This is a genomic window from Bradyrhizobium iriomotense, assembly GCF_018129405.1.
GTDB lineage: Bacteria > Pseudomonadota > Alphaproteobacteria > Rhizobiales > Xanthobacteraceae > Bradyrhizobium > Bradyrhizobium iriomotense_B.
Genome location: NZ_JAFCLP010000003.1, coordinates 104140 through 115869, shown reverse-complemented (window position 1 = coordinate 115869; position 11730 = coordinate 104140). Strand labels below are relative to the sequence as shown.

Annotated in this window: 12 protein-coding genes; 7 read left to right on the top strand and 5 right to left on the bottom strand. The window is 62.6% G+C overall.

Going from position 1 to position 11730, the window contains the following annotated elements; genetic code table 11:
• Nucleotides 1–185 precede the first annotated feature (185 nt).
• The 3 genes from JQ592_RS09690 to JQ592_RS09680 all read left to right on the top strand — a co-directional run bounded on the left by JQ592_RS09690 (nucleotide 186) and on the right by JQ592_RS09680 (nucleotide 3885).
• Entirely contained in the window at nucleotides 186–506 is a 321-nt protein-coding gene (locus JQ592_RS09690; protein WP_211402649.1) for a BA14K family protein, read from the top strand.
• Between the two features lie 177 nt (nucleotides 507–683).
• Nucleotides 684–1889 (top strand): ABC transporter substrate-binding protein, encoded by a 1206-nt coding sequence (locus JQ592_RS09685; RefSeq protein WP_211402648.1) that lies wholly within the window; start codon nucleotides 684–686, stop codon nucleotides 1887–1889.
• A 220-nt stretch (nucleotides 1890–2109) separates the two neighbouring features.
• A complete protein-coding gene (locus JQ592_RS09680) occupies nucleotides 2110–3885 on the top strand; it encodes a DUF6798 domain-containing protein (protein WP_211402647.1) in 1776 nt (591 codons plus the stop codon).
• Between the two features lie 76 nt (nucleotides 3886–3961).
• On the opposite strand, the gene JQ592_RS09675 is transcribed toward JQ592_RS09680, so the two are convergent.
• A complete protein-coding gene (locus tag JQ592_RS09675) occupies nucleotides 3962–5434 on the bottom strand; it encodes a hypothetical protein (protein ID WP_211402646.1) in 1473 nt (490 codons plus the stop codon).
• Nucleotides 5435–5724: 290 nt separating this feature from the next.
• Here JQ592_RS09675 and JQ592_RS09670 point away from each other — a divergent pair, with 290 nt between their 5' ends.
• Entirely contained in the window at nucleotides 5725–5889 is a 165-nt protein-coding gene (locus tag JQ592_RS09670) for a Flp family type IVb pilin (protein WP_018641576.1), read from the top strand.
• Nucleotides 5890–6329: 440 nt separating this feature from the next.
• Entirely contained in the window at nucleotides 6330–7301 is a 972-nt protein-coding gene (locus tag JQ592_RS09665; protein ID WP_246820333.1) for an IS110 family transposase, read from the top strand.
• Nucleotides 7302–7527: 226 nt separating this feature from the next.
• On the opposite strand, the gene JQ592_RS09660 is transcribed toward JQ592_RS09665, so the two are convergent.
• The 3 genes from JQ592_RS09660 to JQ592_RS09650 all read right to left on the bottom strand — a co-directional run bounded on the left by JQ592_RS09660 (nucleotide 7528) and on the right by JQ592_RS09650 (nucleotide 10174).
• Nucleotides 7528–8094 (bottom strand): PAN domain-containing protein, encoded by a 567-nt coding sequence (locus tag JQ592_RS09660; protein ID WP_211402644.1) that lies wholly within the window; start codon nucleotides 8092–8094, stop codon nucleotides 7528–7530.
• A 112-nt stretch (nucleotides 8095–8206) separates the two neighbouring features.
• Nucleotides 8207–9577, bottom strand: coding sequence for a glutamate--cysteine ligase (locus JQ592_RS09655; RefSeq protein ID WP_211402643.1), 1371 nt, complete (start codon nucleotides 9575–9577; stop codon nucleotides 8207–8209).
• Nucleotides 9578–9676: 99 nt separating this feature from the next.
• Nucleotides 9677–10174 carry a MarR family winged helix-turn-helix transcriptional regulator gene (locus tag JQ592_RS09650; protein ID WP_018644966.1) on the bottom strand — a complete coding sequence of 166 codons (498 nt, stop codon included), beginning with the start codon at nucleotides 10172–10174 and terminating at the stop codon, nucleotides 9677–9679.
• Between the two features lie 126 nt (nucleotides 10175–10300).
• Here JQ592_RS09650 and gstA point away from each other — a divergent pair, with 126 nt between their 5' ends.
• Both gstA and JQ592_RS09640 read left to right on the top strand, forming a co-directional pair.
• Nucleotides 10301–10915, top strand: a complete 615-nt coding sequence (gstA, locus tag JQ592_RS09645) for a glutathione transferase GstA (RefSeq protein WP_211402642.1) — start codon at nucleotides 10301–10303, stop codon at nucleotides 10913–10915.
• 228 nt (nucleotides 10916–11143) lie between these two features.
• Nucleotides 11144–11452, top strand: a complete 309-nt coding sequence (locus JQ592_RS09640; protein WP_211402641.1) for a hypothetical protein — start codon at nucleotides 11144–11146, stop codon at nucleotides 11450–11452.
• Here JQ592_RS09640 and JQ592_RS09635 read toward each other — a convergent pair.
• Nucleotides 11381–11599, bottom strand: a complete 219-nt coding sequence (locus JQ592_RS09635; protein WP_211402938.1) for a hypothetical protein — start codon at nucleotides 11597–11599, stop codon at nucleotides 11381–11383. The two genes, JQ592_RS09640 and JQ592_RS09635, sit on opposite strands and share 72 nt — an antisense overlap.
• Nucleotides 11600–11730 lie beyond the last annotated feature (131 nt).

The window sequence follows — 11730 nt, the reverse complement described above, 5'->3', positions numbered from 1 at the left end:
TTGCCGCGCCCCGCGCAGATTGATCATTCGCCGCGTTCCGCAAACAAACGACGCTTTCTGCATTTGAACGGCGGGATTGCGTCCGGCCGCGCGTATCGGGCGCGTCAGGCTTGTCCCGCGCACCATGTCGATCCACTTCCCACCGCACCAGCCGCACGATGCAGCGGCCATGATGGAGATCGACCATGAATGGATTCAAGACTTTCGCTGCCGTGGCTCTGTTGTCGGCCCTGACCGCAACCACCGCTTACGCGCAATCCGGCTTTGCGAGCAGCCATCCGGATACGTACGAGGCGGAGAACCCCGATCGCAACCTGAATGGCACGCTGACGCCGGCAGGCCGGCTGGGCCTCGAGTTGCCGGACGGCGCAGCGCCTGCGCAAGGCGTGGACAACGTTGTGGCTCGCGCGGATGGCTCGCGGTCCTGCGCCGAGCGCTATCGTTCGTTCGACCCGGCAAGCGGCACCTACCTGGGCTTCGACGGCAGCCGTCATCCTTGCAGGTAATGCGCCGCGCAGGTCGCCGATCCGGATAGAGACGCAGGGTGGGCAAAGGCGCTTTTGCACCGTGCCCGCCCTGCCATCGCCGGTCGATAATGATTGGAGTTTGCCGCGATGTCATGGCATGCTCCCCTTAAATAAGGGTGCGGCGTGATCGCACCGATCAAAGGGGAGGGGAAGCCGATGCGCGTTAAGGCGGCATTGGGCGCGCTTGGCGCCCTTTCATTTCTGCTGTGGCCTGCTGCTCCGTTCGCCGCCGAGATGCGCGGCGTCACCGCAACCGAAATCAGGATCGGCCAGACCATGCCCTATAGCGGCCCGGTCTCCGCCTTCGGCGCGCTCGGCAAGGGCGAGGTCGGCTATTTCAAGATGCTGAACGAGAAGGGCGGCATCAACGGCCGCAAGGTCAATCTGATCTCGCTCGACGACAGCTACGCGCCGCCGAAATCGGTCGAGCAGACACGCCGCCTGGTCGAGAGCGACGAGGTCGCGTTGATCTTCTCCTCGATCGGCACCGCCCACAACACCGCGATTGCAAAATATCTTCAGTCGAAGAACGTGCCGCAGCTTTTCATCGGCTCCGGCGCCTCGAAGTTCGCCGACATTGCGCAATATCCGCAGGCGACGATGGGCGTGCAAGCGCCGTTCCGCTACGAGGCGCGGCTCTATGCGCGTTATGCGCTGGCGAAGAATCCCAACGCGAAATTTGCGGTCATCTCCCAGAACGACGATTACGGCCGCGACTATCTCGCCGGGCTGAAGGACGTGCTCGGCGAAAAATACGATTCCGTGGTCACCAACGCTACCTATGAGATCCAGGATCCGACCATCGATTCCCAGATCGTGAAGCTGAAGGCTTCTGGCGCCGACGTGTTCGTGATCGCTGCGACGCCGAAATTCGCGGCGCAGGCGATCCGAAAATCCTTCGAGATCAACTGGCGGCCCATGACGTTCCTCTCAAATGTGGCGGTATGGGTCTCGACCGTGATGGAGCCGGCCGGGCTGGAAGCCGGCACCGGCATTCTCTCCACCGCCTATGTCAAGGATCCCGACGATCCCGCCTGGAAGGACGATCCCGGCGTCAAGGGCTGGCGCGAGTTCATGACCAGATATGCGCCGGAGGCCGATCAGCACGACACCAACTACGTCAATTCCTACAACAGCGCGATGGCGCTGGAGGCGGTGCTGAGAGCATGCGGCGACGATCTCTCGACCGAGAACATCCTGAAGCAGGCGTTTGCGATCCGCGATCTCGAATTGCCGATGCTGCTGCCCGGCATCAAGGTCAATACCAGCCCGACCGATCACGTTCCGGTCGACCAGATGCAGTTCATGCGCTTCAATGGCAGGAGCTGGGAGCGCTTTGGCGAGTTGCAGACGGGAAATTGACCTGTTCCGGAATGGAGCGATCGTGCCGCGGGCCTTAGCCCGGCATTTACCATCGGCCCGTGTGGCAATTCCGAAACGTCGCTTAAGCCGCCTTTAGCGTTTGTGGTTTAGCTCTGTTGCTGTCCGTCTTCATCGCTCCGGGCGGGCGCTTTCAGGACGGGTAGCCGCAATGGCGCTCCCCCGAGGCTGATCCGCAGCGGTCGCTTTCTCCGGCACTCGAATGGCAGACGTCAACGTCACCTCTGACATGATCGGCCGCGATCGCGCGGTCGGCGCCTCGAATTTCTGGGTCGAGATATTTTCGGTCGCCGTCTTCGCCTCGGCGGTGTCGGTGTTGCGGACGGGATTCGTCTTCGGTCTCACCAACAACCTCTACCATCTGCCGATCGTTGCCGGTCTCTACAACGAGTCGCAATATGCAGATGACGCATTCATTCAGTCGCTGCGCTATTTTGCGTCCGGTGTCTGGCTGATCCTGGGCGGCGTCGAACGATACTTCGACAACGTTCCGTTGCTGTTCCTCATCCTGTTCTTCCTGTCCCGGCTGCTCAGCTTTGTCGGATTCCTGTGCTGCGCTTCGCTGCTGGGGGTGACGGAGCAACGCGACAGGATCGTCTTCAGCCTGATCCTGTGCTTCACAGCCTTTCTCGACGGCTATAGCTACGCCGGCTCCGGCGGCCTGTTCATCAACACCTTCACTCATTCGGAGATGGCGAATGGCGTGGCCCTGCTGGCGATCTATTTTGCCGCCCGGGGCCGCTTCACCGCGGCGGCGATTGCTCTGGGGATCACGTTCTTCATCAACGCCTTCTTTGCAGTCTGGCTCGTGCTGCCGCTGGCGCTGATCGGGATACGCTTCCTGTTCCACCGTAAGGCGACAATCGGCGCGATCTCTTCGCGCGTGCTGATCGGTCTCGTCCTGTGCCTGCCGCTTGCGTTTGCGGTGCTTCACGGATTCCTGGCAAATCCGGAATTCGGTCGTCCATTCGGCTTCGACTATGCCGAGTTCCTGCGTCAGTACTTTCCCGGTCACGTGCTGATCGACTCGACCTCGCCAGGCGATCTTGTCGGGCTCCTCGGCGTCACCGTCATCGGAGCGCTCGCGTTTTTCTTGCTGAGGCAGGCTGCCGCGGAATTGCGGGCGGCCTATGCGGGCGCAGTCCTGGTCTATCTGATCGGCATCGTCGTTCCCTTCGCCACGGGATCGCCGTTCATCCTCAACCTTCATTTCCTGCGGTCGAGCACGGTCATTCATCTTCTGGCCGCCCTGGGGATCGCGGCATTGGCGACGAAATGGTTGCGACGAGACAAGGAGGCGACTTTCCTTCCCGCATGCCTCATCGTGCTGTTGCTGAGCTTCGACGGCTGGGCCGGCCTCGCCTTCGTCATCGCCGCCTTGATGTTTGTTCTTCGAACGACAGGGTCGGGACCTGTCCCATCCTATCAGCGCACCATGGGCCATCTGGTGCTCGCCACGGCTGTGTTCCTCGCTTACCCGCTCGCGATCCGGTCCAGTGTCAACTTCAACCGGATCTGCAACGAGGCCATCGAAGAGTGGGGCGCCGTCGGCGCATGGGCGCGCAGCAACACGCCTTTGAACGCCATGTTCCTCACCCCGAGGCGGCCGGGATTTGACGGTCGCGCGGAGGTGAGCACCGCCGACATGGCGCTCGATCGCGCCAGCGTATTTGAATACGTCTCGCACCGCCGCGTCTGGATCGATCACAAGCGCGGCGGAAGCTCGATGTGGATGCCCTCGTATTACCAGACGTGGCGAAGCAGGTTGACGGATGTCGACAACCTGAATTCGCTGGACGAGCGCCTCGCCTATGCATCGCGAAATGGCATCGGCTACGTCATCGATATCTGCCAGAGCCCGGAAGCGCAGAGTGGCGCGCTCTATCGAACCAGACGGCTCTGCGTATTTTCCGCGAGCGTGAGCGAGCCCGCTGCGCGGAAGAACGCATCATTGGCGACAGGGCGATCTCCCGGTTGAGCAACCGGGCATCGCGAGCGCGATCCGGCGCGGCGAGCTCAACGATCGCCGGACGCGCAGTCCGTGGACAGGATCGTCACGGAGCCGTGGCGTCGTCCCGTACATGGATCACCGCGATATCGTCCGCATAGATCCGCTTCCAGCCCTTGAGGTGATCGAGGATCTGGGGACCCGGCGCATCGGCGGCCAGCAGCGTCGCGTCGATCTTGTACTCGTCCAGCAGGCGGGGCAGGAGCTCGGGCTTCTTCCCCTCGGTTGCCTTGAAGAAGTCCATCACGAACTTCTCGCCATAGAGCTCGGCGCGGCCGTCGACGAAGACCGGGATGTCGCGCGCGATCAGATAGCCGCCGAACCCGTAGGCATTGAAGATGCGCTTTGCCCCACGCTTTTCGAGCAGGTCGGTCGCCGCGACCGGCGTCTGGTCCATCGTGAATTTGAAGCGGTGATGCGACATGAAGATCGCGGTCGAGGTCCAGCTTGCTGCCACGATCATCAACGCGCCCGCTGCAGTCACGTAGCGGGCAGGCCAGCTCTCACCCGTGTGCGCATCGGCTGGCTGCAGCGACGATTTTTCGCCGAGCGGCTTGGCCAGCACCAGCGGCACCAGGAAGGCAAAGGCCTCGATGCTCCTGACATGGCTGAGCGCCATCCAGGTCAGCAGCAGGATCAGCAGAATGCGCGGCGGCGACAGTGTCAGGCCGCGATAGAGCCCGATCGCGATCAGGCCGAGCAGCGCGCCTTCGAACGCGGTGAAGGATGCGAAGCTCGCCGGCGACCATTCGGAAATGACCGTGAGCAGCTCGCCGAGATTGAGGATGTTGGTCGCACCCAGCAGCGTACGCCAGCCATAGGGCGTGACGCAGCTCGCGGCCAGCGCGGCAACGCCGAACAGGAACCAGCGCAGCAGCAGCCGGACCTGCTTGCCGGACTCCAGGCCCCACAGCGCCACGAACGACATCGGGCCGATCAGCGCGAGGCCCAGCACGAAGCCGCCATGCAGGTTCGCCCACAGTGACATCAGCGGCAACCAGTGCCATGACGGCGTGCCCTTGCGGTCGGCTGCCGCCATCAGCATGCCGACCCATGCGATCATCACGGGCAGCGCCAGCATGTGCGGCCGCGCCAGGATGTGATGCAGCGACAACACGACCGCCAGCATCGCAAACAGCACCGAGCGCGGCATCTCCAGATGCGTGTCGAGCAGATAGACGAGGGTCGCCGCCGACAATGCGACTGCGACTGCAGTGAGGATCACCGGGCCGGCCCAGCCCCATTGCGTATAGGAGAGCGCGAACGCGACCTGCGACAGCCATGAGGTCGAAACCCAGGGCGCGCCCGGCCGCGTGAATGAATAAAAGTCGGTGTAGGGCAGGGCGTGATGGTCGAGGATCCATTGCCCGATCTTGATCTGCCAGAACGAGTCGGAGTCCTGAAGCAGCGTATCGCCGAGACAGAGAAAGTAGAGATAGGAGCCCGCTCCGACGCAGAGCGGCACCAGCGCTCGCGCGCGGCTCTGTGCTGCGATGCTGTTGGCAATGGAAAGGGACATGCCGCCTCGTCGTCCTGCTTGTTCTTGTCGGATTGGCGAGCGGCATTCGACCACGTCGGTCATAACTTCGGGTAAACCGCGACGAGGACGTGATGTCGTTACAATTTAACGGATTGTTTTCAATTTCGATTTACCATCGTCGAATACTCGCAAACCGCAGTTTCTTTCCGCAGTCGAATTAACTGCGGCGCAATTCTTTGTCTCTAGTTTCGGTTCCATGGTCGGGCGGCGCTGGGAAGCCGAAGAGACCAGAACAGTTGTAGCCTTTGTGTACTTTTTGGGAGCACTCTATGAAGAACCTCGTTGCGCGTTTCGTGAAGGATGAATCCGGCGCCACCGCCATTGAATACGGCCTGATCGCTGCCGGCATCGCGCTCGCGATCATCACCGTCGTCAACAACCTCGGCAGCACGCTGAACACCAAGTTCGGCTCGATCTCGTCCAGCCTCAAGTAAGGCCGAACGACCTGGGAATTCCGAGAGCCTCGTCTTCGACGAGGCTCTTTTCTTTTGGGTGCCCCACAACGTCATTGCGAGCGCAGCGAAGCAATCCAGACTGCCACTGCGGAGAGACTCTGGATTGCTTCGCTGCGCTCGCAATGACGAGGAAGCGTCAGCGTGCTCACAAAGTTCTATTGCCGTTGCAGAAAGATGGTGGGCACGGCGCTATGCGCCTTTGCCCACCCTTGTATTAGCGCACCGGATTAGAATGGTCTCGTTCCGTGAGGAATGGCCCAGCCCGGGTGGCCGCCCGAGCTGGGCCGCCGATCGATCGGATCGATGCCCACCGAAGCCTTGAGGGCTGCGTTTCGTAGCAAGATCGCGGTCGGCACTTCATCGGGACCCGTATGGTTGAACGAACATCAGGTTCGCATCACAAGGGAGGGTCGAGGAAGATGGCCAAGCGTATCACGATCTGTGCCGGGATCGATACCGGCAAACGCAAGCTCGACGTGGCGCTCGATGGCAGCTCGGAGCGGCTGCAGGTGGAGAACACGGCGGAAGATCACCAGATGCTGTTGGAGTGGCTGCGGCGCCACAAGGTCGAGCGGATTGGGATCGAGGCGAGTGGAGGCTATGAGCAGGCGGTCGTCGCCGCGCTGCGGCGCAAGCGGTTTGTCGTCGTCCTGTTTCAGCCGGCCCAGGTCCGTGCTTATGCCACGTTCCTCCTGCAGCGGGCCAAGAACGACAAAATCGATGCTGCCTTGATTGCGGCCTGCACCGCCGCCGTGAAGGAGATCCATCCCGCTCCGGATTCCCGGATGCAGCCCTTTGCCGAGCATCTGACGATGATCGACCAGATCAAGGAGGATATCGCAAAGCTCAAGAACCGGCTGGAGAGCTGCCGCAACGAGCGGATCCAGAAGCTCTGGAAAGAGCAGATTGCTCTTTTGGCCAAGCACAAACGAGCCGAGTTCAAGGCCCTGGTGGCCGCGATCCGCGAGCATCGCGATCTCACCGCACGGCTGGATCTGATCTTCAGTGTCGGCGGCTGCGGTCTGCCGACCGCGGTCGCCATCCTGGTCAGGATGCCCGAGATCGGCCAGATCACGCGCGAGCGAGCCGCAGCTCTCGTTGGGCTTGCGCCTTATGATGACGACAGCGGCGATCGCGTCGGCGCCCGTCACATCGAAGGCGGCCGCAAACGCTTGCGCGGGGCGCTCTATACCGCGGCTCTTCCGGCATCCTTCCGCTGGAACCCGCAACTCATGGCCATGTACAACCGCCTGATTGCCGCCGGCAAGGGCCACAAGCGCGCGCTCGTCGCTTGTGCCAGGAAGCTGCTCGTCATCATCAACGCCGTCGTCGCCCGCGGAACGCCGTGGCTCGCTGAACCGTCAAAAAACGCCAATCTGTCCGTCACCTGATCGCGTTTCTTTGTTCGGCCGAAGCACCGTTTCTTCGTCCCGACCTGCCCTCAATACGACGCCGTGTGCCGCGGACGTCAAGGCTGGCCGTCGCTCCAGCCTCACCCCATCTCCGCTGCAGCCAGGCCACGCCTTGACGACCGCAAGCACGGCGTCATGCTGCGCCGGCAGACGGGCATCGCCTTAATGGTTGCTACGACAGCAATGACGGTGGAAAGAGCTGCGGCTACCGCACCACGCCCGACGTGAACCCTGCCTTCCTGCGCGGCGGCTTGATTTCCTTCTTCAGGAAGCAGCGCGCCTCGCGGCCGGTATAGCCGGGGCGGGCGTAGGTGAAGGCACGGCATTTGTTGTCGGCGGTGCAGGCGGCCTTGCAGGCCTCTACGCTTTCGCCGTCCTTGAGCTCGAAGTTGCGCAGGTCGCCGCCGGGACGATCGATCGACGTCTCCACGCCTTCGACGCGCGGCTCGATCACGCCGGCGCCGCGGACGCCGGAGATGCAGCAACTGCCGGGCACGCGCGCCGGCACGGTGTTCTTGAGCCAGCACACCGCCGCGGCGCCGTCGATATCAGGATAGCTGAAGCTCCAGGAGCGGCACTTGCGGTCGCGCTCGCACAGCAGCGCACAATCCTCGGGGTCACCCGACGTGACCGGCGTGCTGAAATAGTCGCCGCCGGGCCGGTCGAACGCCGTCTGCGCGCACGCCAGCACGCCCGCAAACACGAGCGAAAGCAGCGTGACGCCTGCCAAGACGCTTGCCGTGACGGCCCCACGCAGGCGGCCCTTCCCCATCGGAACAGCTTTCGAGTTATTGACGACGCTCAGGTTTTTTCAGCCGATCATTTGATCGCCGCAAACCTGTATGGGCGATGAACGGCCGAAATCCTGGTCGTCGCGTATCGAATTAGAACGCGTATTCCGCGTAGGCCGGTTCCACCGAGCCCTTCCACGGGCCATTGAACTTCTCGAGCATTTCCTCGGCCGGCGTCCGGCCGGAATCGATGATGCGGTCGAGCGGCTCCAGATGCCTGGTCTCGTCGCGTCCGAGCTGGTCGATCCGGCCGCGCCGGCGCAGGCCCGCATGTGCCAGAACGAGGCAGTCCTTGGCGATCTCGAACAGATACCGGTCCTTGATCCGCGACTTGAAGCCGAAGCGCGGCACGTCGTCGCGCAGGGCTTGGCGCTCATGCGCACTCCAGTGCTTCACCATGTCCCAGGCGGCATCGAGCGACACATCGTCATAGAGCAGCCCGACCCAGAATGCCGGCAGCGCCGGCAGGCGCCCCCACGGCCCGCCGTCGGAGCCGCGCATCTCGAGATAGCGCTTCAGCCGCACTTCCGGGAAGATCGTCGAGAGATGGTTGGCCCAGTCCGACAACGTCGGACGCTCGCCGGGAAGGTTGTTGTTGCGGCCGTCGAAGAAGGCACGGAAGGAGGAGCCCGAGACGTCGATGTACTCCTCGCCGCGCTTGACGAAATACATGGGCACGTCGAGCGCGTAGTCGACATAGCGCTCGAAGCCCATGCCGTCCTCGAACGCCCACGGCATCATGCCGGAGCGTGCATTGTCGGTGTCGCGCCAGATCTCGGAGCGGAAGGAGAGGAAGCCGTTCGGCCTGCCTTCGGTGAAGGGCGAGTTGGCGAACAAGGCGGTTGCGACCGGCTGGAGCGCGAGCGACACGCGCAGCTTCTTGACCATATCGGCTTCGGAGGAGAAGTCGAGATTGGTCTGCACCGTGCAGGTCCGGTACATCATGTCGAGGCCGTACTGGCCGACCTTCGGCATGTAATTGGTCATGATCTTGTAGCGGCCCTTGGGCATCACCGGGATGTCGGCACGCGACCAGGACGGCGTCATGCCGAGACCAAGGAAGCCGATGCCGAGCGGCGTGGCGATCTCGCGCACCTGCGCCAGATGCGCCATCAGCTCGCTCTGGGTCTGGTGGACGTTCTCGACCGGCGCGCCCGAGAGCTCGAACTGTCCGCCCGGCTCGAGCGAGATCGCGCCGCCGCCGGTGACGTCGTAGAGGCCGATGATGTTGCCCTTCTCCATGATCGGCTCCCAGCCGAGCAGGAGCTTCATGCCTTCGAGCAGCGCGCCGATGCCGCGTGCGCCTTCATACGGCACCGGGCGGTGGCCCTCGAGCGTGAACGGCGTCTTCTCGTGCTCGGTGCCCATGCGGAATTCGGACGGGTCCTTGCAGCCGGCCTCGAACCACGCGACGAGTTCGTCGCGTGACTGCAGCGGCGTCATATCGATCTGGTCTCGCGCCATATCAAACTCTAATCAAAGGCGCTTCGACCGAATGCGCGCGGGGTGAAGGGGATCGTCCGCGAACCCACCGGTGCGCGGACGTGCTGGTTTGCCGCGCGATCATCGCGACGGCGTGCTTTCGTTGACGTTGGCGACGGGCGGCAGCTTCATCTCACCGCACGAGCAGCCCAGCCGGTCGAGCAGGCCGCTGAGCTTGACGGCATCGGCATCGGACAGTTTCGAGCCGACATATTTCTCGATTGCGGCAGAATAGGCGCCCCACATCCGCTTCTGCAATTCGCGGCCGGCTTCGGTGATCTCCACGAACTGGCCGCGCTTGTCGATCTTGCATTCGCGCCGGGAGGCGAGCCCCTCGTCGACTAGGCGATCGATCAACCGCGAGGTGGAGTATTGCGGGATCAGCATCTGCCGTTCGAGTTCCACCGGCCGCAGCTCGCCGGAGGGGGCACGCGACAGCTCGAGCAGCGCGTCATACCAGGCCAACGGCGGGAAGCCCGCCTTCTTCAGGTCCTGCTCGACGCAGTCGAGCACGCGGCTCTGCACCCGCATCAGGCGGATCCAGGCGGAGGTTGCCTCGGTCGATGGTTTGCGTTTCATGGTCCCGCTCAAGCTCGTCGCCCGTCTCTTACCTCACTCGATGCACCTGCATCAATCTTGACTATTGCATGCAGATGCATGTAGGCGTTCCTTCGCCGCAGCCAAGCGTCAAGAGGATGAAATTCCATGAAGCTCTATTATTCGCCCGGGGCCTGCTCCCTGTCCCCCCACATCGCGCTCCTGGAAGCCGGCCTGCCCTACGAACTGGTCAAGGTCGATATCCGGGCCAAGAAGCTCGAAAATGGTGAGGATTATCTGAAGCTGAACCCCAAGGGCCAGGTCCCGGCGCTGGGCCTCGACAGCGGTGAGATCGTGACCGAAGGACCGGTGATTGTCCAGATGATCGCCGATCAGGCATCAGCCAAGGCGCTGGCGCCCGCCCACGGCAGCGCCGAGCGCTACAAGCTGCTCGAATGGCTGAACTTCCTCACCTCCGAGGTGCACAAGAGTTTTAGCCCGCTGTTCGCTCCCGCCTTGAACGACGAGGCCAAAGCGTTCTTCAAGGACCGCGTCATGGGCAAGCTGAAATACATCGACAGCCAGCTCGCCGGCCGCGACTACCTGTTGGGCAAGCAGTTCACGGTAGCCGACGGCTATCTCTTCACGATGCTGACCTGGGCCGACCGGTTGAAGTTCGACTTCACCGCGATGCCGAACCTTGCCGCCTACAAGGCCCGCGTCGCCGCGCGCCCCCAGGTGCAGGAGGCGCTGAAGAAGGAAGGCCTGATCCAGGCCGCCTGAGACGCGACAATCCAATCTTTTCCAAGGGCCGGGTCGGACGATCCGGCCCTTCTTGTTGCTGCATCACGGCGCCGCACGGATCCATCTCCTCCGCGGATCATCGTACCTTGATTAGACTTATGAACGACTGTTCGCCAAATGTAAGTGGTGCTGTCTTGTCACCACGCGCAAAGCGGGCGAGTTTGAGGCATTGATTGACGAATATTTGCACTCTCATCGGAGTTTAAGTTGACGATTGCCATCGTCCTGATCGTTGCAAGCGCGCTGGTGGGAATAGCGACAGGTCGCGTTTTCCGTATCTGGGCGCTGGTCGTGATCTCGCCGTTGATTGCAGTTGTCTCGGCGATCGTTCTTCGCGTGTACGATTTCGGGATGGTGGGGGGCGTGATTGTCATTGCCGTCTGCCTTGTCGCCTCCCAGCTCGCCTATCTCGGGGCATCGTATCTGCTGCACGCTCGCGCGGTCTCACCCCATGACGAGGTCGATGGCGAGCCAGGCGAGATAGGCCAGCAAAAAATCCGCCGCCAGCACAAGTAGCGCCAGCGCGGCCCAGAGCGCCGGGCCCTTGCGGCGCAGGCGCGCCGGCTTCTGCTGCGATGAGAGAGGGTGGGTTGCGGTCGCAACAGCATATTTTGCGGCAAGATCGCGATCGAGCGCGGTCTTCCGCAGCACCAGGGAGTTCATCAAGGACAACTTTCGTTTTCGTCTTCGGCTTGCCGATGGGGATCGGCAAGTGTCCCAACGCAATTCGTGACCCTGACCCGCAGCAAGACTAGTGCCAGGGCCGAGCAAAAGAACGGCGCCGCTTTGGCGCG

Bases quoted from the DNA above. Each gene is read 5' to 3' on its own strand.
- JQ592_RS09690 (WP_211402649.1), top strand. From the start codon at position 186: ATGAATGGATTCAAGACTTTCGCTGCCGTGGCTCTGTTGTCGGCCCTG.
- JQ592_RS09685 (WP_211402648.1), top strand. From the start codon at position 684: ATGCGCGTTAAGGCGGCATTGGGCGCGCTTGGCGCCCTTTCATTTCTG.
- JQ592_RS09680 (WP_211402647.1), top strand. From the start codon at position 2,110: ATGGCAGACGTCAACGTCACCTCTGACATGATCGGCCGCGATCGCGCG.
- JQ592_RS09675 (WP_211402646.1), bottom strand. From the start codon at position 5,434: ATGTCCCTTTCCATTGCCAACAGCATCGCAGCACAGAGCCGCGCGCGA.
- JQ592_RS09670 (WP_018641576.1), top strand. From the start codon at position 5,725: ATGAAGAACCTCGTTGCGCGTTTCGTGAAGGATGAATCCGGCGCCACC.
- JQ592_RS09665 (WP_246820333.1), top strand. From the start codon at position 6,330: ATGGCCAAGCGTATCACGATCTGTGCCGGGATCGATACCGGCAAACGC.
- JQ592_RS09660 (WP_211402644.1), bottom strand. From the start codon at position 8,094: ATGGGGAAGGGCCGCCTGCGTGGGGCCGTCACGGCAAGCGTCTTGGCA.
- JQ592_RS09655 (WP_211402643.1), bottom strand. From the start codon at position 9,577: ATGGCGCGAGACCAGATCGATATGACGCCGCTGCAGTCACGCGACGAA.
- JQ592_RS09650 (WP_018644966.1), bottom strand. From the start codon at position 10,174: ATGAAACGCAAACCATCGACCGAGGCAACCTCCGCCTGGATCCGCCTG.
- gstA (WP_211402642.1), top strand. From the start codon at position 10,301: ATGAAGCTCTATTATTCGCCCGGGGCCTGCTCCCTGTCCCCCCACATC.
- JQ592_RS09635 (WP_211402938.1), bottom strand. From the start codon at position 11,599: ATGAACTCCCTGGTGCTGCGGAAGACCGCGCTCGATCGCGATCTTGCC.